Source organism: Streptomyces sp. NPDC042002, assembly GCF_055588305.1.
Genome location: NZ_JBVJCT010000006.1, coordinates 21,091 through 45,089 on the forward strand (window position 1 = coordinate 21,091; position 23,999 = coordinate 45,089).

22 protein-coding genes are annotated in these 23,999 nt (G+C 71.5%); 10 read left to right on the forward strand and 12 right to left on the reverse strand.

Annotation, left to right across the window (positions count from 1 at the left end):
- Positions 1-23: 23 nt before the first annotated feature.
- Positions 24-5,099 carry an ATP-dependent helicase gene (locus ACZ6KY_RS11745; protein WP_469310151.1) on the reverse strand — a complete coding sequence of 1,692 codons (5,076 nt, stop codon included), beginning with the start codon at positions 5,097-5,099 and terminating at the stop codon, positions 24-26.
- A gap of 175 nt (positions 5,100-5,274) precedes the next feature.
- Here ACZ6KY_RS11745 and ACZ6KY_RS11750 point away from each other — a divergent pair, with 175 nt between their 5' ends.
- From ACZ6KY_RS11750 to ACZ6KY_RS11760, 3 genes are read left to right on the forward strand one after another with little or no spacing between them, the layout of a single operon-like run.
- Positions 5,275-6,267, forward strand: coding sequence for an AraC family transcriptional regulator (locus ACZ6KY_RS11750; protein WP_469310380.1), 993 nt, complete (start codon positions 5,275-5,277; stop codon positions 6,265-6,267).
- Entirely contained in the window at positions 6,168-6,968 is an 801-nt protein-coding gene (locus ACZ6KY_RS11755; RefSeq protein WP_469310381.1) for an AzlC family ABC transporter permease, read from the forward strand. The genes ACZ6KY_RS11750 and ACZ6KY_RS11755 overlap by 100 nt, the downstream gene beginning before the upstream one ends.
- Complete coding sequence (locus ACZ6KY_RS11760; RefSeq protein ID WP_469310152.1) at positions 6,965-7,273, forward strand: AzlD domain-containing protein; 309 nt, start codon at positions 6,965-6,967, stop codon at positions 7,271-7,273. The genes ACZ6KY_RS11755 and ACZ6KY_RS11760 overlap by 4 nt, the downstream gene beginning before the upstream one ends.
- A gap of 88 nt (positions 7,274-7,361) precedes the next feature.
- Here ACZ6KY_RS11760 and ACZ6KY_RS11765 read toward each other — a convergent pair whose 3' ends face one another.
- Entirely contained in the window at positions 7,362-8,306 is a 945-nt protein-coding gene (locus ACZ6KY_RS11765) for a hypothetical protein (RefSeq protein WP_469310153.1), read from the reverse strand.
- Positions 8,307-8,386: 80 nt separating this feature from the next.
- Here ACZ6KY_RS11765 and ACZ6KY_RS11770 point away from each other — a divergent pair, with 80 nt between their 5' ends.
- Both ACZ6KY_RS11770 and ACZ6KY_RS11775 read left to right on the forward strand, forming a co-directional pair.
- Positions 8,387-8,581 (forward strand): DUF3046 domain-containing protein, encoded by a 195-nt coding sequence (locus ACZ6KY_RS11770; RefSeq protein WP_469310154.1) that lies wholly within the window; start codon positions 8,387-8,389, stop codon positions 8,579-8,581.
- Between the two features lie 70 nt (positions 8,582-8,651).
- Positions 8,652-9,863 (forward strand): AI-2E family transporter, encoded by a 1,212-nt coding sequence (locus ACZ6KY_RS11775; RefSeq protein WP_469310155.1) that lies wholly within the window; start codon positions 8,652-8,654, stop codon positions 9,861-9,863.
- A gap of 19 nt (positions 9,864-9,882) precedes the next feature.
- Here ACZ6KY_RS11775 and ACZ6KY_RS11780 read toward each other — a convergent pair whose 3' ends face one another.
- The gene (locus tag ACZ6KY_RS11780; RefSeq protein ID WP_469310156.1) at positions 9,883-10,662 is read right to left on the reverse strand and encodes a hypothetical protein; all 780 of its coding nucleotides are present in this window, start codon (positions 10,660-10,662) and stop codon (positions 9,883-9,885) included.
- Positions 10,663-11,069: 407 nt separating this feature from the next.
- On the opposite strand from ACZ6KY_RS11780, the gene recA reads away from it, so the two are divergent.
- Positions 11,070-12,194: a recombinase RecA gene (recA, locus tag ACZ6KY_RS11785; RefSeq protein WP_469310157.1), complete on the forward strand. Its 1,125-nt coding sequence runs from the start codon at positions 11,070-11,072 to the stop codon at positions 12,192-12,194.
- A 3-nt stretch (positions 12,195-12,197) separates the two neighbouring features.
- Positions 12,198-13,130 carry a recombination regulator RecX gene (gene recX, locus ACZ6KY_RS11790; protein WP_469310158.1) on the forward strand — a complete coding sequence of 311 codons (933 nt, stop codon included), beginning with the start codon at positions 12,198-12,200 and terminating at the stop codon, positions 13,128-13,130.
- A 41-nt stretch (positions 13,131-13,171) separates the two neighbouring features.
- On the opposite strand, the gene ACZ6KY_RS11795 is transcribed toward recX, so the two are convergent.
- The 8 genes from ACZ6KY_RS11795 to ACZ6KY_RS11830 form a co-directional block, all read right to left on the reverse strand.
- Positions 13,172-13,582, reverse strand: a complete 411-nt coding sequence (locus tag ACZ6KY_RS11795) for a rhodanese-like domain-containing protein (RefSeq protein ID WP_469310159.1) — start codon at positions 13,580-13,582, stop codon at positions 13,172-13,174.
- Positions 13,579-14,142 carry a cupin domain-containing protein gene (locus ACZ6KY_RS11800; protein WP_469310160.1) on the reverse strand — a complete coding sequence of 188 codons (564 nt, stop codon included), beginning with the start codon at positions 14,140-14,142 and terminating at the stop codon, positions 13,579-13,581. Before ACZ6KY_RS11800 ends, ACZ6KY_RS11795 begins: the two co-directional genes overlap by 4 nt.
- Positions 14,143-14,218: 76 nt before the next feature.
- Positions 14,219-14,305: a putative leader peptide gene (locus tag ACZ6KY_RS11805; RefSeq protein ID WP_355850280.1), complete on the reverse strand. Its 87-nt coding sequence runs from the start codon at positions 14,303-14,305 to the stop codon at positions 14,219-14,221.
- Positions 14,306-14,543: 238 nt separating this feature from the next.
- Positions 14,544-16,301, reverse strand: coding sequence for an FAD-dependent monooxygenase (locus tag ACZ6KY_RS11810; protein WP_469310161.1), 1,758 nt, complete (start codon positions 16,299-16,301; stop codon positions 14,544-14,546).
- 198 nt (positions 16,302-16,499) lie between these two features.
- A complete protein-coding gene (locus tag ACZ6KY_RS11815) occupies positions 16,500-17,390 on the reverse strand; it encodes an amino acid ABC transporter permease (RefSeq protein WP_469310162.1) in 891 nt (296 codons plus the stop codon).
- On the reverse strand, positions 17,387-18,055 hold the full coding sequence (locus ACZ6KY_RS11820) for an amino acid ABC transporter permease (RefSeq protein ID WP_469310382.1): 669 nt from the start codon (positions 18,053-18,055) through the stop codon (positions 17,387-17,389). The genes ACZ6KY_RS11815 and ACZ6KY_RS11820 overlap by 4 nt, the downstream gene beginning before the upstream one ends.
- A gap of 191 nt (positions 18,056-18,246) precedes the next feature.
- Positions 18,247-19,089: a glutamate ABC transporter substrate-binding protein gene (locus ACZ6KY_RS11825; RefSeq protein WP_469310163.1), complete on the reverse strand. Its 843-nt coding sequence runs from the start codon at positions 19,087-19,089 to the stop codon at positions 18,247-18,249.
- 103 nt (positions 19,090-19,192) lie between these two features.
- Complete coding sequence (locus ACZ6KY_RS11830) at positions 19,193-19,969, reverse strand: amino acid ABC transporter ATP-binding protein (RefSeq protein WP_469310164.1); 777 nt, start codon at positions 19,967-19,969, stop codon at positions 19,193-19,195.
- A 281-nt stretch (positions 19,970-20,250) separates the two neighbouring features.
- Here ACZ6KY_RS11830 and ACZ6KY_RS11835 point away from each other — a divergent pair, with 281 nt between their 5' ends.
- Positions 20,251-20,937, forward strand: a complete 687-nt coding sequence (locus tag ACZ6KY_RS11835) for a response regulator transcription factor (protein ID WP_469310165.1) — start codon at positions 20,251-20,253, stop codon at positions 20,935-20,937.
- 9 nt (positions 20,938-20,946) lie between these two features.
- On the forward strand, positions 20,947-22,356 hold the full coding sequence (locus ACZ6KY_RS11840; RefSeq protein ID WP_469310166.1) for a HAMP domain-containing sensor histidine kinase: 1,410 nt from the start codon (positions 20,947-20,949) through the stop codon (positions 22,354-22,356).
- A 28-nt stretch (positions 22,357-22,384) separates the two neighbouring features.
- Here ACZ6KY_RS11840 and ACZ6KY_RS11845 read toward each other — a convergent pair whose 3' ends face one another.
- A complete protein-coding gene (locus ACZ6KY_RS11845) occupies positions 22,385-23,383 on the reverse strand; it encodes a TAXI family TRAP transporter solute-binding subunit (RefSeq protein WP_469310167.1) in 999 nt (332 codons plus the stop codon).
- An 82-nt stretch (positions 23,384-23,465) separates the two neighbouring features.
- On the opposite strand from ACZ6KY_RS11845, the gene ACZ6KY_RS11850 reads away from it, so the two are divergent.
- Positions 23,466-23,930: a pyrophosphohydrolase domain-containing protein gene (locus ACZ6KY_RS11850; protein WP_469310168.1), complete on the forward strand. Its 465-nt coding sequence runs from the start codon at positions 23,466-23,468 to the stop codon at positions 23,928-23,930.
- The last annotated feature ends 69 nt before the right edge of the window (positions 23,931-23,999 follow it).

Sequence of the window (23,999 nt, forward strand, 5' to 3'; positions counted from 1 at the left end):
TGGCACGGGTGGGGGCCGGCCGGTCAGGCGCGCAGGCGGAGTCCGCGCGGGGTGGCGATGAAGCCCGCTCCTTCCAGGAGGGCGCCGAGGGGGGAGGTGAGGGCCGAGGCGCCGTTGACGCGCTCGACGGTGACCGTGCCGAGCGAGCCGGCGCGGGCTGCCACGGCCAGGGCGTCCGCCGCCGCAGGCAGGCGCGTGTCCTGTGCGACCGAAGCGTCCGGGTCCGCGGGCCAGGCCAGCAGGGTCTTGCCGCCGCGCTCCATGTAGAGAGCCAGCTCACCGTCGACCAGGACGACCAGGGAACCCGCCTTGCGGCCCGGCTTGTGGCCCGCTTCGGTCGGGGGCTCGGGCCAGGACAGGGCCGCGCCGTAGGCGTTCGCCGGGTCCGCGGCGGCCAGTACGACAGCCGGGGAGGCCGTACGAATTCGGGAGCGGGCGCCCGGGAAACCCGAACGGCCGGGATGGCCGGAGCCGTTCGCCGGGTACGGCGAGCCGTTGCGGTGGGACGGGGTGTTCCGGCGGTGCGAGGCGTCGGGGTGAGGGGAGCCGGCCGGGAAGGCGGAGTCGGCGGAGAAGGTGTGGTCGTCCCCGAAGTCGAAGTCGAGGGCGGAGCCGGGGCCGAGGCGGGAATCGGTGCCAGGGTCGGGGCCGAAGGAGAGGTCGGGAGCGGAATCGGGTCCGAGGTCGGGGTCGTTCAGGGAACCCGGACCCTCCGCGGTATCGGCCCGGTCCAGGAAGTCGTCCCCACGGCCCGTGCCGTCGAAGCCCGAGCCGGTGTGCGGGAAGGCGGAGGTGTCCGGGAAGCCGTGCGCGGCGGGGGAGTCGTCCGGGAGGGCCGGGTCGGACAGGCCGGCGCCCCGGTCCCGTGCGTTCGCCGTCGCGCGGAGCCGGTCCACCGCGCCGTCCATCGCGAACTGGGCGGCGCCGAGACCCTCGACCACATAGCCGCGCCGCGCCTGACCGCTGTCCTCGAAGGCCGACAGGATGCGGTACACCGCCGAGAAGCCGCCCTCGACGCCCTCCGCCGCTACGGCGCCCCGGGTCACCACCCCGTGCCGGTCGAGCAGGGTGCGGGCCAGGGCGTGGGCGCGCACGGTGGGGTCGGGCTCGCGCTCGGGCAGCAGTGACCAGCGGCCCGCGACGGTGGGGGGACCGGTCCGCGATTGAGGGCGGGCCCCTCCCGTCAGAGAGCCGTAGCGCCCGCGGGGGACCGAGCGCTTGGCGCGGTGCGCCGTGGACCCAGCGGTGCGGCCCGATCCCAGGAGGGAACGCATCGGTGCGAGCGTGTCGTTCGTGAGGCGCCCGGACCAGGCCAGGTCCCAGATCGCGTCGGCGAGCTGCGGATCGGTGGCGTCGGGGTGCGTGGTGGCGCGGACCTGGTCGGCGATCTGACGGAAGAACAGGCCATAGCCACCGGAGAGGGTGTCGAGGACCGACTGATGCAGCGTGGTCGGCTCCAGGGGGTGCGCGGCCGGAAGGAGCAGGGGAGCGGCGTCCGCCAGATACAACGAGACCCAGCCGTCCTTGCCCGGCAGCGAACCCGCCCCGGCCCAGAGCACCTCCCCGGCGGCCGTGAGCTCGTCGAGCAGCGCGGGCGTGTAACCGGCGATCCGGGACGGCAGGACGAGCTTCTCCAGCGCGGACGCCGGCACGGACGCGCCCTGCAACTGCTCGACGGCGCGCACCAGTCCGTCGACGCCGCGCAGCCCGTGACCGCTGCCCACGTGCTGCCACTGGGGCAGGAACTGGGCGAGTGCGGCGGGTGGGACGGGCTCGAGTTCATGACGCAGCGCCGCGAGCGAACGGCGGCGCAGCCTGCGCAGCACCGTCGCGTCGCACCACTCCTGGCCGATGCCCGCCGGATGGAACTCCCCCTGGACGACCCGGCCGCTCGCGGCGAGCCGATGCAGCGCGCCGTCGGTGACGGCCGTGCCGAGACCGAAGCGGGCGGCGGCCGTCGTCGAGGTGAACGGCCCGTGGGTGCGCGCGTACCGGGCGAGGAGATCGCCGAGCGGATCCTTGACCGGTTCGGTGAAGGCTTCCGGGACGCCGACGGGCAACGCCGTGCCGAGCGCGTCGCGCAGCCGGCCCGCGTCCTCGATGGCCGCCCAGTGGTCGGCTCCGCCGATCCGGACCCGGATGGCGCGGCGGGCGGCGGCCAGCTCCTTCGCCCACTGCGGCTCCGCGCCCCGCCCGGTCAACTCGGCCTCCGTGAGCGGCCCCAGCAGACGCAGCAGGTCGGCGACACCCTCCACGTCCTTGATGCGGCGGTCCTCGGTGAGCCACTGGAGCTCGCGCTCCAGCTCGGTCAGGACGTCGGCGTCCAGCAGCTCGCGCAGTTCGGCCTGGCCCAGGAGCTCGGCCAGCAGCCGTGAGTCCAGCGACAGCGCGGCGGCCCGCCGCTCGGCGAGCGGCGAGTCGCCCTCGTACAGGAACTGGGCGACGTATCCGAAGAGCAGGGAGCGGGCGAAGGGGGAGGGCTCGGGTGTGGTGACCTCGACGAGCCGCACCTTGCGGGACTCGATGTCGCCCATCAGTTCCGTGAGGCCCGGGACGTCGAAGACGTCCTGGAGGCATTCGCGCACCGCTTCCAGAACGATCGGGAACGAACCGAACTCGCTTGCCACCTGGAGCAGTTGGGCGGCACGCTGTCGCTGCTGCCACAGGGGGGTGCGCTTGCCGGGGCTGCGGCGCGGCAGGAGCAGGGCGCGGGCGGCGCACTCGCGGAAGCGGGCGGCGAACAGGGCCGAACCGCCCACCTGGTCCGTGACGATCTGGTTGACCTCGCCCTTGTCGAAGGCGACGTCCGCCGCGCCGATCGGCGCCTGGTCCGCGTCGTACTCCGTGCCCGCCTTCGCAGGTGCCTGGTCGAGCAGGTCCAGGCTCATCAGGTCGGCGGCGGGCAGCCGCAGCACGATGCCGTCGTCGGCGTGCATGACCTGGGCGTCCATGCCGTACCGCTCGGAGAGCTTGGCGCCCAGGGCGAGGGCCCAGGGGGCGTGGACCTGGGCGCCGAAGGGCGAGTGCACGACGACACGCCAGTCGCCCAGCTCGTCGCGGAAGCGTTCGACGACGATCGTGCGGTCGTCCGGGATGTGGCCGCACGCCTCGCGCTGTTCCCTCAGGTACGCGATCACGTTGTCGGCGGCCCAGGCGTCCAGGCCGGCGGCGAGCAGGCGCGGCCGGGCCTCGTCCTCGGGGAGCGAGCCGACCTCGCGGAGGAACGCGCCCACCGCGCGCCCCAGTTCGAGCGGACGTCCGAGCTGGTCGCCCTTCCAGAACGGCAGCCGGCCGGGGACACCGGGCGCCGGGGAGACCAGGACCCGGTCCCGGGTGATGTCCTCGATGCGCCAGGAACTGGTGCCGAGGGTGAACACATCGCCCACCCGGGACTCGTAGACCATCTCCTCGTCGAGCTCGCCGACCCGGCCGCCGCCCTTCTTGGGGTCGGCCCCCGCGAGGAAGACCCCGAAGAGCCCGCGGTCGGGGATGGTGCCCCCGGAGGTGACGGCGAGACGCTGGGCGCCGGGGCGGCCGGTCACCGTGCCCGCGACGCGGTCCCACACCACACGGGGCCTCAGCTCGGCGAAGGCGTCCGACGGATAGCGGCCCGCGAGCATGTCGAGCACGGCGGTGAACGCCGATTCCGGGAGCGAGGCGAAGGGGGCCGCCCGGCGGACCGTGGTGAGCAGGTCGTCGACCTGCCAGGTGTCGAGCGCGGTCATGGCGACGAGCTGCTGGGCCAGCACGTCCAGCGGGTTGGCGGGAACCCGGAGGGACTCGATGGATCCGGTGCGCATCCGCTCGGTGACCACGGCCGCCTGCACCAGGTCTCCCCGGTACTTCGGGAAGACCACGCCGGTGGAGACCGCGCCGACCTGGTGACCCGCGCGGCCCACGCGCTGGAGCCCCGACGCCACGGACGGCGGTGACTCGACCTGGATGACGAGGTCGACCGCGCCCATGTCGATGCCCAGTTCGAGGCTGGAGGTGGCGACCACGGCGGGCAGACGGCCCGCCTTCAGGTCCTCCTCGACCTGCGCCCGCTGCTCCTTGGAGACCGAACCGTGGTGGGCGCGGGCGATGACCTGCGGCGCCCCCTGAGCCGCGCCCGAGCCGCCCATCAGCTCGGCGGGGGCGTGCGCCTCCTCCAGGGGCTCGCCGGTCGCCCTCTCGTAGGCGATCTCGTTGAGCCGGTTGCACAGACGCTCGGCCAGGCGGCGCGAGTTGGCGAACACGATCGTCGAGCGGTGGGACTGGACGAGGTCGGCGATCCGCTCCTCGACATGCGGCCAGATGGAGGGCTTCTCCGCGCCCTCCTTGCCGTCGGCGGCCGGGGAGCCGCCCAGCTCGCCCAGGTCCTCCACCGGGACGACCACGGAGAGGTCGAACTCCTTGCCGGACGGCGGCTGGACGATCTCCACCTTGCGCTGCGGAGAGAGATAGCGCGCCACCTCGTCCACGGGACGCACCGTCGCGGAGAGCCCGATACGCCGGGCGGGCTTCGGCAGCAGCTCGTCGAGGCGCTCCAGGGTGAGCGCGAGATGGGCGCCGCGCTTGGTGCCCGCGACCGCGTGCACCTCGTCCAGGATCACCGTCTCGATGCCCGTCAGCGCGTCGCGCGTGGCCGAGGTCAGCATCAGGAACAGCGACTCGGGGGTCGTGATCAGGATGTCCGGCGGGCGGGTGGCCAGCGCCCGGCGCTCGGCGGGCGGGGTGTCGCCGGAACGGATGCCCACCTTCACCTGCGGCTCCGGCAGCCCGAGCCGCACGGACTCCTGCCGGATGCCGGTCAGCGGGCTGCGCAGATTCCGCTCCACGTCGACCGCGAGCGCCTTGAGCGGTGACACGTACAGCACCCGGCAGCGCTTCCTCGGGTCCGCCGGCGGTGGCGTCGAGGCCAGCTGGTCGAGCGCGGCGAGGAACGCGGCCAGCGTCTTGCCTGAACCGGTCGGGGCGACGACCAGCACGTCCGAGCCCGCACCGATGGCCGCCCATGCTCCGGCCTGGGCCGCGGTGGGCGCGGAGAAGGCCCCCGTGAACCAGCCGCGGGTCGCGGGGGAGAAGCCGTCGAGGGCTCGGTGTGCGGAGCTGACCATGCGTCCATCCTGCACCCGCCCACTGACAATCGCGCTGACCTGCGAGAACGCCTCGACGGAGCAACGCAGGGCAGGGCGGGACAGGACGGAGCGGGGCGCGGTGGAACGGGGTGGGGCAAGACGGGCAGGGTGGGCGTCGGCGGTGGATCCTGGCCAGGTGGCGGAGAATGAGGGGGTGGCAGGTTCGGGGCAGGAGCGGGCGCGGCACTGGCGGTACGCGGAGCTGCCCGGTGTCGATCTGCTGCGGGCCCGCTACGTCGAGAAGATCTTCGTGCGGCACACCCACGAGAACTTCGTCATCGCCGCCGTCACCGAGGGCGTCGAGGTCTTCCACCACGGCGGCGCCGACCAGTACGCGGGCCCGGGTTCGCTGGCACTCGTCAACCCCGACACCCCGCACACCGGGCGCGCGGGCGTTCCCGAAGGCTGGAAGTACGGCGCCGTGTACCCCTCGCCGGACACGGTGGCCGAGATCGCCGCCGAGACCACCCTCCTTCGCGGCACCCCCGGATTCACCCGTCCGGTACTCGACGACCCTTACGCGGCGGGCCTGGTCCATCAGGTGCTCAGGGCCGCGGAGGAGGGCAACGCGCTGGCCGCCGACACCCTGCTGCGGGTCGCCGTGACCCGGCTGCTGCGCCTGAACGGAGGGCCGCTGCCGCAGCGGGCCGTGCGTACCGCGGGCGCCCGGCTCGCGGCACGCGCGCGTGCGGTGCTGGAGGAGCGGATGGCCGAGCCGCCGACCCTGGAGCGGCTCGCCGCCGACCTCGGCACCAGCTCGTTCGCGTTGCTGCGCGCGTTCCGGGACGCCTACGGCATGCCACCCCACACCTGGCTGACCGACGCGCGGGTACGCCGGGCCCGCCACCTCCTGGACGCCGGTTCCGCGCCCGCCGAGGCTGCCGTCGCCGTCGGCTTCACCGACCAGCCGCACCTCAACCGCCACTTCAGCCGGATCGTGGGCGTCCCTCCGGGCGCCTACCAGCGGGAGCGCAAGAACGTACAAGACACCGGGGCGCGACTCCCCGTACCGTCCGGCGCGTGGCACAACAGACAGCTCTCGCAGACATACGCAGTGAAGAAGGCGGAAAACCCGACGCCGCCGTCGTCCGTGACGCCCTCGGGGTCGGGGTCGCCGTCGGACTGTCCGGTTTCGCCTTCGGGGTGACCTCGGCCGGCAGCGGGCTCACGCTGCTCCAGACCTGCGCCCTCAGCCTCCTGGTGTTCACCGGGGCGTCGCAGTTCGCGCTCGTGGGCGCGCTCGCGGCCGGGGGCAACCCGCTCACCGCCGCCGCGGGCGCGTTCTTCCTCGGGGTCCGCAACGCCTTCTACGGGCTGCGTCTGTCCCAGCTCCTCGCCCTTCCGCGCGCGGTGCGCCCGTTCGCCGCGCAGTGGGTGATCGACGAGACCACGGCCGTCGCGCTCGCCCAGCCCACCCGCCGCAGCGTGCGGATCGGCTTCACCGTCACGGGCCTCTCGCTGTATCTGCTGTGGAACCTCACCACCCTGGCCGGGGCTGCCGGGGCCGAGGCCATCGGCGACACCGACGCCTGGGGCCTGGACGCGGCCGGGCCCGCCGTGTTCCTGGCTCTGCTCGCGCCGATGCTGAAGACCACCACGGAACGCGCCGTCGCGGGAATCGCCGTCCTTCTGGGGCTCGGTCTGCTGCCCGTGCTGCCCGCCGGAGTACCGGTGCTGGTGGCCGCCCTGGCCGCCCCCGCCGTGCTCTACGTGACGGGGCGCCGCGGCGCGACGACCGCCGCCGACGCCTCCGCGGGCGCATCGGACGAGGCGTCGGCCGGTGCGGTGAACGCGCCACAGGACGGCGCCCAGAACGACGTATCAGACGTATCAGGGGAAGACCGTTGAACATCTGGATCGCCATCGGCGCCACCGCCGTCGGCTGCTACGCCCTCAAACTCGTCGGTCTGTTGATCCCCGCGGGCGTACTGGAGCGGCCGCTCGTGCAGCGCCTCGCCGCCCTGCTGCCCGTCGCGCTCCTGGCGGCCCTCACGGCCCAGCAGACCTTCGCCGACGGGCGCGTCCTCGTCATCGACGCGAAGGCGGCAGGGCTGGCCGCGGCCGCCGTCGCGCTGATCCTGCGCGCCCCGTTCCTGGTGGTGGTCGCCGCGGCCGTGGTGGTGACGGCCGGGGTCCGCGCGATGACGGGCTGACACCCGGGCAGGCGGGGCCGACACCCGGACGTACCGGCGCACCCGTATACGCGGGACCGGCATCCAGGCACCTGGGCCGACGGTGGCCTCAGGCGATGGACCGGCCGTACGCCCGGAGCGTGCGCAGTGCCTCGATCGTCACCATGGGGCGGCACTCCAGGGCGGTGCCCGGTGCCCACTGACGCCATCGGATCGGCCACCCGCCGTCCTCCTGCTGCTCGTCGAGGAGGTGGTCAAGCGAGCGTGCCATCTCCTCGTCGGTGAACCACGCGCGCGCGAGTGAGTCCGGGGTCCGCGCGTAGTCGTGCGGGAAGTGGTGCTCACCCGGCGCGTAATCGGGCGGGACGGGGTACGCCTCCAGGCGCCCGGGTTCCAGCGCGGCGAGCCGCTGCTCACGGACGAGGCGGCCCAGCCGGTCGGCGCTCGCCTCCGCGCGCGGGCGGTCGGCCGCGGAGTCCAGGAAGGCGACCGCCGCCTCCACCTCGTACGGATGGGACTTCTCCAGGGACTCGACCGCCTGCCAGCAGAAGTCGGTGGCCCGGAACAGCCAGGCGTTCCACACCTCGTTGCGGTGCAGCAGGCCCACCACCGGGCCGGTGGCGAGGAGTTCGCTCGGCGGGTCGTCGACGATCGGCACGAACGGGGCCGTCGGATAGCCGCGCTGACTGGGACGGACGGCGGGCAGCGCGCCGTCCGCGGTCGACACGGAGGTCAGATAGCGGCACACCCGCTCCACGCGCTGCCCGCCGCAGCGGCCGATCGAGTCGAGCACACGCAGCGCGTGCCCGGTGTGCAGCGGCTGGCTGACGGGACCGCGCAGATCGGGTTCGAGCGCGTGACCGTACCCTTCGTCGTCGTTGCGGTAGGCGGCCAGCGCGGTCTCCACCGCGTCGGCGCCGCCGCCCAGGAAGTGGTAGGCGAAGCGGCGCTGTTCCAGCACGCGCGCGGTGAGCCAGACGAAGTGCTCGGCGCGGGCGAGTGGGGAGTGCGCGGGGGGCGTCTGGGGGAGTGGAGATGCTCCGGTTTCGGCCATGCGTCAGACCGTAGGGCGGAAAGCGGTCTCGGCACGCGGTCCCGGCTCGGGCCCACTCTCAGGGGCGGGATACTGGAGTCATGCGGTTGACGGTCTTCTGGCAGCGAATGGCTGATCACTTCGGCGCGGGGTACACCGAGACGTTCGCGCGCGATCATGTGATGACGGAACTCGGCGGGCGCACCGTCCACGAGGCGCTGAACGCGGGCTGGGAGGCCAAGGACGTGTGGCGCGTGGTGTGCGCGACCATGAACGTTCCGTACGAAAACCGCTGAAGGGGACCGAAGACCGGGAAAGACGGGGGGACGTGGACCCGGTGTCGGTGGCGTGGGCCAGACTGGCCGGGTGGCCCCGACAGACGAGAACACGCAGGTAGATCAGCAGGCATCACCGTTCGGCACGACGCCGCCCGACCTGCCGGGCGGGGACGCCGCCGGGCCGGGCGCGCGCATGCCGCGCTGGCTGCCGCGTGCCATGGTGCTCGCCCTTACGCTCATAGCCGTGTTCCAGCTGGGCAGTTGGGCGTTCCATCAGCTCACCGGCCTGCTGATCAACATCCTGATCGCGTTCTTCCTGGCGCTCGCGATAGAACCCGCGGTCAGCTGGATGGCCTCACGGGGCATGCGCAGAGGGCTGGCCACCTTCCTTGTCTTCCTGGGCTCGTTGATCATGATCGCCGGGTTCGTCACCCTGCTCGGGTCGATGCTCGCGGGCCAGATCATCAAGATGATCGAGGATTTCCCGGACTACCTCGACTCGGTCATCAACTGGGTCAACACGCACTTCCACACCGAACTGAGACGGGTCGACATCCAGGAAGGCCTGCTCCACTCCGACTGGCTGCGGAAGTACGTGCAGAACAGCGCCACCGGCGTCCTGGACGTGTCCGGGCAGGTACTGGGCGGCCTCTTCCAGCTGCTGACGGTCGCGCTGTTCTCGTTCTACTTCGCCGCCGACGGACCGCGACTGCGGCGCGCGCTGTGCTCGGTGCTGCCGCCGGCCCGGCAGGCCGAGGTGCTGCGCGCCTGGGAGATAGCCGTCGACAAGACCGGCGGCTATCTGTACTCACGTGGTCTGATGGCGCTGATCTCGGGCGTGGCGCACTACATCCTGCTGGAGGCGCTGGGCGTGCCCTACGCGCCCGTGCTCGGCGTGTGGGTGGGGCTGGTCTCGCAGTTCATCCCGACCATCGGCACCTATCTCGCGGGCGCCCTGCCGATGCTGATCGCGTTCACGATCGACCCCTGGTACGCGCTGTGGGTGCTCGTCTTCGTCGTGGTCTACCAGCAGTTCGAGAACTATGTGCTCCAGCCCAAGCTGACCTCCAGGACGGTGGACATCCACCCCGCGGTCGCCTTCGGGTCCGTCATCGCGGGCACGGCGCTCCTCGGGGCCGTCGGCGCGCTGATCGCCATCCCCGCCGTCGCCACCCTGCAGGCGTTCCTGGGGGCGTATGTGAAGCGCTACGACGTCACGGACGACCCCCGCGTGCACGGGCACCGTACGCGCAGCTCGGTCGGCCTCCTCGCGCGCGTGCGGGCGCAGTTCGGCCGGTGAGCGGGTCCTCGCCGCGCGGTCACCAGGTGAGGACGGCGTGCGCACCGGCGACGACGACGGCCGCCGCGTAGCAGCCGACCGCCCCCTGCGCGACCCGCTGTCTGACCGTGTCGCTCCAGTCGGTGCGCGACAGCAGCCAGGCCAGCGCGGGCAGCACCAGGACGGCGTGCAGGCTCACGCCGTGCAGCGGCTTGAGCGGAGCCGTCGAGTGGTACGCGGCCTCCTGGTGGCCGGTCCGGGTGAGGACGACCCCGCGCGCGATCATCGCGGCACCCGAGGCCAGTGCGACGAGCAGGATCGCGAACCCTGAGCGCACGGCGAGCGGCATGCCGACGGGGCCCGTGGGGCGGTTCCGGAACGAGGCGACGGCGAAGAGGGTCAGCACCACGACCAGGACCCCTCCGCCCACCGCGAGCATCATGGACACCGCCGTGTCGAAGCCGGTCTCCATGTTGAGATGGGAGGGCACCCGGCGCCACGCCTGGAGGGTGATGCCGCCGACCTCCACCACACAGTCCGCGGCGAACACGACGAGCAGCGCGGTGCGCTGCCTCGCCTCCATCCGCACGTACGACGTGACCCAGGTGATCGCGATCAGGGTCAGCCCGAAGGAGAGCCCGAAGGTGACGGGCTTGCGCCAGGAGACGGGACCGTCCCACGGGCCGCCGTCGACGGCGAAGAGCAGCAGGTGCAGGCAGCCCGACAGGACGAGCAGGGCGCCCGTCGCACAGCAGAGCCACTCGGCCGGCCGGAGCGCGGGCTTCGGCGGTATCAGGGGACGGGTCCTCGTCGTTCGCATGGCGCACAGCCTGCCGGACGGGCCGGGTGGCGTCGTCGTACGCCCGAAGACACCGGGGGTACGCCCGGGAGAGCAGCCCGGGTCCGGGGCGGGCGCCTGGGGCGGGGCGGGGCGGGTGCCGGCGCGGGGGCCGGGACGCGTTTCGGGCCGGGACCGATGGGATCTTCGGGGCGTTGTCGGAGCGTGAACGTAGTCTCGGAGGTGCCGCGTGGTGCGCTTGACACGAAAATCGAACATCCATTCTCATGGAAGTTCCGGCGGAGCTTTCGATGGGGGATTCGGCACGGTTTCGACGGAGATGTGCCCGAGTTATCCACAGGCCGGACGGGCGTCGGGGCGCATTGTCAGTGGCAGGCGTTAGCGTCTTCGACGTGAAGCGATCGACTCAAGCAAACCGGGTGGAACCCATGGCAGGAACCGACCGCGAGAAGGCGCTCGACGCCGCGCTCGCGCAGATTGAACGGCAGTTCGGCAAGGGTGCAGTGATGCGCCTGGGCGAGCGGCCGAATGAGCCCATCGAGGTCATCCCCACCGGGTCGACCGCGCTCGACGTCGCGCTCGGCGTCGGCGGCCTGCCGCGCGGCCGAGTGGTGGAGGTGTACGGCCCGGAGTCCTCCGGTAAGACGACCCTGACCCTGCACGCGGTGGCGAACGCGCAGAAGGCCGGCGGCCAGGTGGCGTTCATCGACGCCGAGCACGCCCTCGACCCCGAGTACGCGAAGAAGCTCGGCGTCGACATCGACAACCTGATCCTGTCGCAGCCGGACAACGGTGAGCAGGCCCTGGAGATCGTGGACATGCTGGTCCGCTCCGGTGCGCTCGACCTGATCGTCATCGACTCCGTCGCCGCCCTGGTGCCGCGCGCGGAGATCGAGGGCGAGATGGGCGACTCGCACGTGGGTCTGCAGGCCCGTCTGATGAGCCAGGCACTCCGCAAGATCACCGGCGCGCTGAGCCAGTCCCAGACCACCGCGATCTTCATCAACCAGCTCCGCGAGAAGATCGGCGTGATGTTCGGCTCCCCGGAGACCACGACGGGTGGCCGGGCGCTGAAGTTCTACGCCTCGGTGCGACTCGACATCCGCCGCATCGAGACGCTGAAGGACGGCACGGACGCGGTCGGCAACCGCACGCGCGTGAAGGTCGTCAAGAACAAGGTCGCGCCGCCCTTCAAGCAGGCCGAGTTCGACATCCTCTACGGGCAGGGCATCAGCCGCGAGGGCGGCCTGATCGACATGGGCGTGGAGCACGGCTTCGTCCGCAAGGCCGGCGCCTGGTACACGTACGAGGGCGACCAGCTCGGCCAGGGCAAGGAGAACGCGCGCAACTTCCTCAAGGACAACCCCGACCTCGCCAACGAGATCGAGAAGAAGATCCTGGAGAAGCTGGGCGTCGGTGTGAAGCCCGCGGCGCCCACCGCCGAGCCGGGCGCGGACGCTGCGGTCTCGGCCGCCCCGGACGACGCCGCGAAGACGGTGCCCGCTCCGGCTGCCAAGACCACCAAGTCCAGGGCCGCGGCGGCCAAGAGCTAGGCCATGACGCGACGAACCGACTGGGCCGAGTACGCCTACCCCCTCACCCCCGGGGGGCCGGGGCAGGGGGACGGCGGGGGAGACGGTGGCCCGGCCGGAGACGGTGACAGGTCGTACGGCGGTGCCGGGGGGTACGGCGGTCAGCCGTACGGCACCGACGACGGGCTCTACGGAGCCGACGGTTTCCACGGCGTCGGTCCGGACGACGCTGATCCGGACGGCGGCGGTTCGACGGGCGGTGACGCGCGGTGGGGTGACGGCCCGCCGGGCGGTCACGGTTCGCCGGACGCGGTCTCCCGGCGCGGTGGACGCGGTGAGGGCGGACCGCGTGCTGGACGAGGTCGTCGACGGCGTGGCGGCTTCGGCGAATCGTCCGGCGACCCGCAGGACGGAGGCACCTCCTCCTCGTCGAGGGCCGAGAAGGGGGAGTCCCCGGGGGACCCGGCTGAGCGGGCGCGCGCGATCTGCCTGCGCCTGCTCACCGGGACCCCGCGCACCCGGAAGCAGCTGGCGGACGCGTTGCGCAAGCGCGAGATCCCGGACGAGGTGGCGGACGAGGTGCTGTCACGGTTCGAGGAGGTCGGGCTGATCAACGACAGCGCCTTCGCGGACGCCTGGGTCGAGTCCCGCCACCATGGCCGGGGGCTGGCCAGACGGGCGCTCGTCCAGGAGCTGCGGACCAAGGGCGTGGATTCGACGCTGATCGACGAGGCCGTCGGACAGCTCGACTCCGAGCGGGAGGAGGCGACCGCGCGTGAGCTGGTCGCCCGCAAGCTGCGCTCCACCCGCGGACTCGACCGCGACAAGCGGCTGAGACGCCTCGCGGGCATGCTCGCCCGCAAGGGCTACTCCCAGGGCATGGCCCTGAGCGTGGTCCGCCGGGCGCTGGAGGAAGAGGGCGAGGACACGGAAGGGCTCGGGGACGAGGGGTTCTGATCCCGCGGGCCTCGGTACGAGTGAACCCGTGGATGCGGCGGTCAGCTCTCCGTGTCGGCTGCCGTCACCGGTAGGCCGGCGCTCTTCCACGCCTGGAAGCCACCGACCAGATCGGTGGCCCGGTGCAGTCCCAAACGGCGCAGCGACTCGACGGCCAGGCTCGACGCGTACCCCTCGTTGCAGAACACCACGATCCGCAGGTCATGGCTCGTGGCCTCCGGGGCGCGGTGACTGCCCGTGGGGTCGAGCCGCCACTCCAGTTCGTTGCGCTCGACGACGAGGGCGCCGGGGATCAGGCCGTCGCGTTCGCGCAGGGCGGCGTACCGGGTGTCGACCAGGAGTGCTTCGCCACTTCGTACGGCCTCGAAAGCCTCTTCGGCCTCCACTCGGTCCAGGCCCGCGCGGACCTGCTCCAGCAACGCGTCGATGCCCACGGGCGGCGGGGTGCTCACTGCCAGTCCTCCGGACGCTCGACGTGCTCCAGGCGCAGGATCTGGCCCGTACGGCTGTAGCGGCGGATCTGCGGGAGCGGCGGGTAGTAGGCGTGGACCGAGATCGCGTGCTCCTCGGTGGACTCGTTGAGCACCTCGTGCACGTGATGACGGCCGAAGCCGCGGCCGGTGCCCGCGGGCAGCCTGCGCTCCCGGTCGATCTCCTCGGTGAGTTCCAGGGTCTTCCAGCCGTCGGCGGGCAGCCGGGCGGCGAGTGAGTTCTCCTTGAGCTCGCCGGACGCGGTGAGGAAGGCGCCCACCGATTCGGCGTGGTCGTGCCACCCGGTTCCGCTGCCGGGCGGCCAGCCGATGAGCCACGCCTCGCTGCCGCCGGGGCCTTCGAGCCGCACCCAGGTGCGGCCCTCGGGGTCGAGGGGGAGCGAGGCGATCAGCTCGGCATCGGCCGCCGTACGGCGTACGAAGGCGAGCAGGTCGGCCTGGGTGGGCGTACGGGGTCCGGCGGAGGCAGCGGCCTCGGCGGAAACCGCGGCAGACGTGGAGACAGCGGGTGACACAGACACTCGGACCGTCCTGAGAGTTCGCGAGAGGAGCGCGCGGAGGCACGAGAGTGGCGCGCGGGAGATTGAGGATGCGAAGTCAGAGGGACGGACGACACACGCAGCCCGCATAGCGGACGAGGTCCATATGGACCCTCCGCCACAGGCGCACACAGGTGTCAGTCACGATCCGGAGTACACCATGGTGGCGAAGGCCGGTCAACTCACCGTCACTATATGGACCGTGGTGGCCCAATCAGCCGGGAAACCGCAGGCCGGACGGTTACCGAGCGTTCAACTCCTTCCCGTCGTCGTTCAGCTCCCGCCCGCGGTCGTGCAGTTCCGGGCCGTCGTCTTTCAGCCGCCCGGGCCGTCGTCCTTCAGATCCGGACCGGCGCCTCTCAGGTCCTGCCCGCCGTCGTCTTTCAGGTTCTGCCCGCTGTCGCCTCCGCGGCGGGTTCCGCCCCCGCCGCTGCCGGTCCGCCGAGGGTCGCCTCGGCCGCCTCGTACAGGTCGGCCGGGCGGACTCCGCCGAGCGCGGTGACCAGATGTCCGTCGGGGCGGACCAGAAGCACGGTGTGCGCCGCCGCTCCCGGGTAGCTCTCCGCGACGAGCAGCTCGGCGGGGTGCGGCAGCGCGGTCACGGCGGCGGCGAGCCGGGGCATGATGCCGGCCGTCACCCAGTGCTTGCGCTCCCACACCCCCGTACCCGGAGCGATCAGCACGACGAGCAGGACGCCGCGTCCGAGCCGCTCCCGCAGCGGTACGAACGAGCCGTCCTCCGCGGTCACCCGCACATCGACGACCGGTGCGCCGGGCTCGGTGTCGACGGGGGCGTGCGACTCGGCGGGCGGAGGCATGAGCGGGGAGTCGGCGTACGCCCCCGGCGCGCCCAGCGGGCCGCGCCCCAGGTGGCCGTCCGTGAGCAGCACGTCGTGGCCGCGGGCGGACCCGGGTACGTAGGCGCGCAGCCCGCCACCGCCGCGCAGCAGGGGCAGTGCCTGGTCGGCGGCGCGCAGCCGGGCGGCGACCACGGCGCGCCGCTCCGCCTGGTAACTGTCGAGGAGTGTCTTGTGCGGGCCGTGGTGCCAGGCGAGGCCCAGCTTCCAGGCGAGGTTGTCGGCGTCCCGCAGCCCTTCGTCAAGGCCCTGGGTGCCGAGGGCGCCGAGCAGATGGGCCGCGTCCCCGGCGAGGAAGACCCGGCCGGCGCGCCAGCGGCGGGCGAGACGGTGGTGGACGGTGTGGACTCCGGTGTCGAGCAGTTCGTACGCGGGTGTGGTGCCCCCGCTCCAGCCGCCGAGGGTCTCCCGGATGCGCGCGACCAGCAGGTCGGGCGTGACCAGGTCCTTGCCCGGGGGCAGCAGCCAGTCCAGCCGCCACACGTCCTCGGCGAGCGGGCGTGCGCTCACCTCGCCGGCCGAGGGGCCGGAGGTCCGCCATGGCGTCATCCGGTGCAGCAACGCCTCGCCGGGCCAGGGGAGTTCGGTACGCAGGGCCGCCACGGCGTGCCGTTCGACGGCGGTACGCCCGGGGAAGCGGATGTCCTGGAGTTTGCGCACCGTCGAGCGTGGTCCGTCGCAGCCGACCAGGTAACTGCCGCGCCACCAGGTGCCGTTGGAGCCCCTGGTGTGCGCTGTGATGCCGGAGGTGTCCTGCTCGACGGAGTCGAGGCGGCTGTGCACGGCGACCTTGATGAGCCGCTCGTGGATGATGGCCTCGCGCAGGACACCGGTCAGCGCGTGCTGGGCGATGTGCAGCGGTGCGGTGAACTCCTCGCCGTCCGCCGGGCTTTCCGCGCCCCGCGAAGGGCCGGTGCCGCGTGGGGCGACGGCCCCCCGAGGGCCCTCGCCCCACGCGGTCTCGGTGCCCAGGGAATCGGCGGCGCCGTTCGTACCCTCCGCGCTGCCGGAGCCCTCCCCGCCGAAAGCGATCGCGCGCATCACCTGCTTGCGCCGCATCGACCGCCATCCGGCCCAACGGAAGCCGGCGTCGTCGAGAGGGAGACCGGTCAGCCGCTCGACGAGCGCGACCGTGTCCTCGCGCAGCACCACGGTCCGCGCGAGCCGCAGTTCGTCCTTGCCGGGGCCTTCGTCGAGGACCACGGAGGGGACCTCCTGGCGGGCCAGCGCAAGGGCGAGCGTGAGCCCCACGGGCCCTGCTCCGACGATGATCACCGGGTCCACGGCGCGGTGCCCCCTGCACGGAGCTGTGTCCTGAGGGACGTACGGGAACAGGCAGGTGGAGCGGGGTGCACGATCACAGAACGTATGCAACCCATTGCCGCTGCTTGCGTCAAGTGACGGGGTCAGCGGCGATCGTGCCACTGGCCCCGCCGGTCACACGGGGCGACTGTTCTTCGGACGATTCGTCAGACCGCGTCCCTATCCGCCGCCCCCGCCCGCCCCCGTCGCCGTACCGGCGATGGTGGCGTCGTTCGGCGAGAGGACCGCGCCGGTCGTCTTCTTGCCTCGGCGCAGTCGGCCTTCCAGCCAGGAGGCGAAGCTGGTGATCGCGAAGTTCAACACGATGAAGATGACGGCGACCACGATGAAACTCGGGACGACGTTGGCGTAGTTGGCCGCGAGCGTGCTGCGTGCCGTGAGGAGTTCCGCGTAGCCGATCATCACACCGCCCAGGGCGGTGTCCTTCACGATGACGACGAGCTGGCCGACGATCGCCGGGAGCATCACGGTGACCGACTGCGGCAGCAGGATGCTCGTCATCGTCTGGCCCTTGCGCAGCCCGATCGCGTACGCGGCCTCCGTCTGTCCCTTGGGGAGGGCGAGGATGCCGGCCCGTACGACCTCGGCGAGGACCGAGGAGTTGTAGAGCACCAGACCGGTGACGACCGCGTAGAACGGGCGGTCCTCACTCGCGATGTTCGGGGACTTGGCGTAGAGCTCGTTCGCGAACAGCATGAGCAGCAGGACCGGGATCGACCGGAAGAACTCGACCACGGCGCCCGCCGGAACGCGCACCCAGCGGTGGTCGGACAGGCGCGCGATGCCGAAGACGGCGCCCAGGGGGAGTGCGATCACCATGCTGAGCGCGGCGGCCTTCAGTGTGCCGAGCAGGCCCGGCCACAGATAGGTGCTCCAGGCGTCCGCCGTGGTGAACGGCTCCCACAGAGCCCATTTCAGCTGGCCCTTGTCGTCCAACGTCAGCCATATCCACCACAGGAGCAGTGCGAGCAGGACGACGAAGAGTACCGAGAAGATCACATTGCGGCGCTTGGCGCGGGGGCCGGGGGCGTCGTAGAGAACGGAGGTCATCGCTTCACCGCCAGTCGCTTGCCAAGCCAGCCGAGGATGAGGCCGGTGGGAAGGGTCAGGACCACGAACCCGAAGGCGAAGACCGCTGCGATGAGGACCGTCTGGGCCTCGTTCTCGATCATCGTCTTCATCAGGGTGGCGGCCTCGGCCACGCCGATGGCGGCGGCCACCGTCGTGTTCTTGGTCAGCGCGATCAGCACGTTCGCCAGCGGGGCGATGACGGAACGGAACGCCTGCGGCAGCACGACGAGCCGAAGGGTCTGGCTGAAGCTCAGCCCGATCGCGCGGGCCGCCTCGGCCTGTCCGACCGGAACGGTGTTGATGCCGGAACGCAGCGCCTCGCAGACGAAGGCCGCGTGATAGCCGACGAGACTGAGGACCGCGAGCCGGAAGGCCTGGAGCTTGAAGTCGTCGGAGGCGCCCATCGTCACACCGAAGATGTCCGCGAGGCCGAGCGAACTGAAGACGATGATGACCGTCAGGGGGATGTTCCGGACGATGTTCACGTAGGCGGTGCCGAATCCGCGCATGAGCGGGACCGGGCTGACCCGCATCGCGGCCAGCAGGGTGCCCAGGACCAGGGAGCCGAGGGCGGAGAAGACGGTGAGCTTCACCGTCATCCAGAACGCCCCCAGGACGTCATAACCTTGAAGAAAGTCGAACACGATCTCCCGCGCTTCCGGGTGGTGGCGTACGTGACGGACGGGGTGGCCGCGGTGTGCCGCCGCCGTGATCGCGGTGGGCGGCGGCACACCTGCGCAACCCCGCGGGAACCGCGGATTCCCGCGTTGCCCGAGGGTTCCCGCGTGAACTCGGTGATCCCCTGCGTTACTCGACGGCGGTCAAGTCCCCCGCGCTACTTGACGATCACGCCGATCTTCGGGGCCGGCTCGTTCTTGTAGCCGGCGGGGGCGAAGTTCTTCTCGACCGCCTTCTGCCAGGAGCCGTCGCTCACCATCTTCTCCAGCGCGGTGTTGATCTTGTTCACCGTCGCCGTGTCGCCCTTCTTGACGCCGATGCCGTAGTTCTCGTTGCTGAGCTTGAGGCCGAGGAGCTTGAACTGACCCTTGTACTTGTCCTGCGCGGCGAAGCCCGCGAGGATCGAGTCGTCGGTGGTCACCGCGTCCACGGCGCCGCTCTGCAGCCCCGCGATGCACTCCGAGTAGCCGCTCAGCTCACGCAGTTGGGCATGAGGGGCGATCGTCTTCTGGACGTTCTGCGCCGAGGTGGAGCCGGTCACGGAGCAGAGCTTCTTGCCGTTGAGGTCCGTGCCCTTGGAGATCTTCGAGTCGGACTTGACGAGCAGGTCCTGGTGGGCCAGCAGGTACGGGCCGGCGAAGTCGACCTTCTGCTTGCGCTCGTCGGTGATCGAGTAGGTGGCCGCGATGAACTTCACGTCGCCACGGGCGAGGGCGTTCTCGCGGTCGGCGCTCTTGGTCTGGACGAACTGGATCTGGCTGGGCTTGTATCCGAGCTGCTTGGCCACGTAGGTCGCGACGTCCACGTCGAAACCGGCGAAGGATCCGTCCGGCTGCTGCAGGCCGAGACCGGGCTGGTCGTACTTGATGCCGATCTTGATCTTGCCGCCGCCCGAGGACGAGGACCCGCTGTCGTTCTTGTCGCTCGAACCGCACGCGGTGGCGGTCACGGCGAGCGCGAGTACGGCGGCCGAGGCGGCGGCTGCCTTGCGGAGCTTCATGGTGAACATCCTTTGAGTAAGGGTGAAGTGCGGGCCGTCGACGGGCGGTGACGTGAGTGGTCCCCCGCGCGTGAGGACGTCAGGATCCCCACGCGCGGGGACATCAGTGGTGCAGGATCTTCGAGAGGAAGTCCTTGGCACGGTCACTGCGCGGATTGCTGAAGAACTGGTCCGGCACAGCCTCTTCGACGATGCGGCCGTCGGCCATGAAGACGACCCGGTTGGCAGCCGAACGAGCGAAGCCCATCTCGTGGGTGACGACGATCATCGTCATGCCGTCCCGGGCGAGCTGCTGCATGACTTCGAGGACCTCGTTGATCATCTCGGGGTCCAGCGCCGAGGTCGGCTCGTCGAAGAGCATGACCTTCGGGTCCATCGCCAAGGCCCGTGCGATGGCGACGCGTTGCTGCTGGCCGCCCGACAACTGCGCCGGGTACTTGTCCGCCTGCGTGCCGACGCCGACGCGGTCGAGCAGCCCGCGGGCCTTCTCCTCCGCCGCCTGCTTGCCGGTCTTGCGGACCTTGATCTGCCCCAGCATCACGTTCTCGAGCACGGTCTTGTGCGCGAAGAGGTTGAAGGACTGGAAGACCATGCCCACATCGGCCCGGAGCCGGGCGAGCGCCTTGCCCTCCTGGGGCAGCGGCCTGCCGTCGATCGAGATGTCACCCGAATCGATGGTCTCCAGGCGGTTGATGGTGCGGCACAGGGTGGACTTCCCGGACCCGGAGGGCCCGATGACCACGACGACCTCGCCACGGGTGATCGTCAGGTCGATGTCCTGGAGCACGTGCAACGCGCCGAAGTGCTTGTTGACGCTCTTCAGGACGACCAGTTCGTCGGTCGCGGCCATGGCGTCCTTGGCCACCGATACTTCGGTCATCGCTTTTGGGCTCCGTCCTCCTCGGTTTCGGTGGACAGTAGTAACGCCGCATGACCAGCGTCATTACATCTGAGGGGAACTTGAGCATCACGATCCGGTAGCAATCGGACACGTGTCGTAGCGGGTCGTACAAACGCGCGTACCGGCTGGGTAACGGAAGCACCGAGCAACCCGAAGCCCCTTGACGCCGTCCTTGTCCATCGGCGTGACTTCCATGGTGCACGCGCGTGCACCGCGTTCCGCAAGCAGACCGTACGACCGATGAACCGGAGGGGGTCGGAATGAGACTGCTCCTCGTCGAGGACGACAATCACGTCGCCGCCGCCCTGTCCGCGGTGCTGGCACGGCACGGCTTCGACGTCACCCACGCCCGCAGCGGCGAGGAGGCCCTGCGGGCACTGGTCCCGGAGAGCGACGGCTTCAGTGTCGTCCTGCTCGACCTCGGACTGCCCGACCAGGACGGCTACGAGGTCTGCGGCAAGATCCGCAAGCGGACCGCCACGCCGGTGATCATGGTCACCGCGCGCGCGGACGTACGGTCCCGCATCCACGGCCTCAACCTCGGCGCAGACGACTACGTGGTGAAGCCCTACGACACCGGGGAACTGCTCGCCCGGATCCACGCCGTCGCCCGGCGCACCGCCCACGACGACGCCTCGTCCCCCGGCGAGACCATGCTGCTCCTCGGCCCGGTACGCATCGAACTCCCCAACCGCCAGGTCACCGTGGACGGTTCGACGGTCCAGCTGACCCGCAAGGAGTTCGACCTGCTCGCGCTGCTCGCCCAGCGCCCCGGCGTCGTGTTCCGCCGGGAGCAGATCATCAGCGAGGTGTGGCGCACCAGTTGGGAAGGAACCGGACGCACCCTGGAGGTGCACGTCGCGTCGCTGCGCTCCAAGCTGCGGATGCCGGCGCTGATCGAGACCGTACGCGGCGTCGGGTACCGGCTCGTCGCCCCGGCCTCGTAGCGGGCACGGGTGCGCACACGTCTTCTCCCGCTGCTCATCGTCCTGATGGCAGCCGTGCTGCTGGCGCTCGGCGTCCCGCTCGCGGTGAGCGTCGCGGCGGCACAGCAGCAGCGCGTGGTCGTCGACCGTATCGACGACACCGCGCGCTTCGCGTCCCTCGCCCAGTACGTCACCGAGCCTCCGAGCGGCGGTTCCCAGGGGGGCTTCCCCGACGAACGACGCGAGACCCTGCGCACCGAACTCACCCGCTACTACGAGGTGTACGGCATCCGGGCGGGCGTCTTCTACCGCAACGACATCCCCATGGCCGACGCGCCGGACCACTGGCTCCTGCCCAGGGCCGGCGTGGCCCGCGACGCCTTCGACGAGGCGCTCGTCAGCCGCCGCAGCCACGACCCCGAACAGGTCTGGCCCTGGCAGCAGCACCGTCTCGTCGTCGCCTCCCCGGTCATCAGGGACGGTGACGTCATCGCCGTCGTCGTCACCGACTCGCCCACCGGGCAGATGCGTTCCAAGACCCTGCACGGCTGGCTGATCATCGGCGCCGGCGAGATCGCCGCGATGCTCCTCGCGCTCGGCGCCGCGCTGCGCCTCACCGGCTGGGTGCTCAAACCCGTGCGCGTCCTCGACGCAACCACCCACGACATCGCGACCGGCCGGCTGAAGTCCCGGGTCGCGCCCGCCGGCGGACCGCCCGAACTCCAGCGCCTGGCCCGGTCGTTCAACGAGATGGCGGACAACGTCGAGGACGTGCTGGAACAGCAGCGTGCCTTCGTCGCCGACGCCTCGCACCAACTGCGCAACCCGCTCTCGGCGTTGCTGCTGCGCATCGAGCTGCTCGCCCTCGAACTCCCCGAGGACAACGAGGAGATCGCCTCGGTCCGCACGGAGGGCAAGCGCCTCACCCAGGTACTGGACGACCTGCTCGACCTGGCGCTCGCCGAGCACGCCGAGGCCGATGTGCGCCTCACCGACATCGGCGCGCTGGCCGCGGAGCGCGTGGCGTCCTGGCAGCCGGTCGCCGAGAGCAGAGGTGTGCGGCTGGCGGGGAACTGCCCGCCCACCACCGCGTGGGCGGATCCCATCACGCTGTCCAGCGCCCTGGACGCGGTGATCGACAACGCGGTCAAGTTCACGCCCGAGGGGGAGAACGTCGAGGTGACGGTCGCCTCGAACGGCGAGTCCTCGACCATCGTGGTCACCGACGGCGGCCCAGGCCTCGGCGACGAGGACCTGGCCCGCATCGGCGACCGCTTCTGGCGCAGCGCGGTCCACCAGAACGTCAAGGGCTCCGGCCTCGGCCTCTCCATCTCGCGGGCCCTGCTCGCCGCGGGCGGCGGCTCCATCGCGTACGACCACCACGAGCCGCACGGCCTGCGGGTGACGGTGACGGTACCGAGGTCGGGGCCGGCGGCCTGAGAGATCCCGGTGGCGTCGAGCCGTACGACTACGGCTTGATCGACCGGTAGTAGCGGCGCGCGCCCTCGTGCAGGGGCAGCGGGTCCGTGTAGATCGCCGTGCGCACGTCCACCAGCTGGGCCGCGTGCACCACGTCGCCGATGTGGTCGCGGCTGGCGATCACCGTGCGGGTGAGGTCCTCGGTGAGCTTCGGGTCCGCGTCCTCCCGGGTGATCAGGAAGTTGGCCACGGCCAGGGTCTGCACGGAGGAGCCGCGCTGCGCCTCGGGATAGGCGTCGGCGGGCATCACGGCGGACCGGTAGTAGCGGGAGGCACCGCCCTGCTCGTGCAGCTTCTCGACGAGGTCGCTGCCGATCGGCACCAGCCGGATGGCGTCGGCCTTGGAGAGCTCCTGAACGGCGTTCGTCGGCAGGCCGCCCGACCAGAAGAAGGCGTCGATCTTGTGGTGCTCAAGCAGGTCGGGCATGTTCGCGATGCCGTCGGCGAAGGGCTTGATGTCCGTGTCGGGGTCGAGACCCGCCGCCTGGAGCACATGGTCCGCGATCAGCCGCACCCCGGAACCGCCCGGTCCGACGGCGACCCTCTTGCCCTTCAGGTCCGCCACGGACCGCACCGGCGAGGAGCGCGGGACCACCAGGTGCACATAGTCGTCGTAGAGCCGCGAGCAGCCGCGCAGCCGCCCCGATCCCGGCTTGTTCTGCAGGATGTACGTCTCCACGGCGTCGGCCGCCGCGATGGTGAAGTCGGCCTCGCCCGTGGCCACCCGCCGGACGTTCTCCTGAGATCCGTCGCTGCTCACCAGCTTCACGTTCAGGTGGGGCATGTCCTTGGCGATGGCGCCCTGGAGGAGCTTGCCGTACATCTGGTAGACCCCGGTCCGGGTGCCCGTACTGAAGGTGATCGTCCCGCTCGGGGACTCCTCGCCCAGCGGCAGCAGCCACCACAGCAGCAGCCCGACCACCACGAGGACGGCCGTCGAGCCGAACAGCGCGCGGCGCCGGCCGATACGGGGGAGTGCCTGGAACATGCGCGCGATCCTGCCAGCCCTGGGCGGTCCTGGCCAGGGCCGGTCCCCCAAGGGGGTTCCGGCGGATCGGTAGGCTCGCCGAATGCAGTCGTCCTCCCCGTCGCAGATCCCGCCGTCCACCGCTCCGGTGTCTCCCGGCTCCCCGGTACCTTCCCCGGCCTCGCTGGTCCGTGAGTTCCATCTCACCTTCGGCCTCGACGTCCGCGCCGCCCCGGCCGAGGTCTCCCCGGAGCTGGCCGCACACCGCGGCGAACTGCTGGCCGAGGAGGCGGCCGAGGTCGCCGAGGTCTCGGTCGACGGCCCGCTCGACCGGCTGGCGCACGAGCTCGCCGACGTCGTGTACGTGGCGTACGGCACGGCCCTCGTCCACGGGATCGACCTCGACGCGGTGATCGCGGAGATCCACCGGGCCAACATGACGAAGCTCGGCCCCGACGGCCAGGTGGCCCGCAGGGCCGACGGGAAGGTACTCAAGGGCGAGCACTACCGCGCACCGGACGTGTCGGAGGTGCTGCGGCGGCAGGGGTGGAACGCGCCGGACGCGTGACACCCGGGGCGCCCCGACCGGGGAGCCCGCCACGGGCCGCCGCCACCGCCGGGGAGCCCACCAGCGACG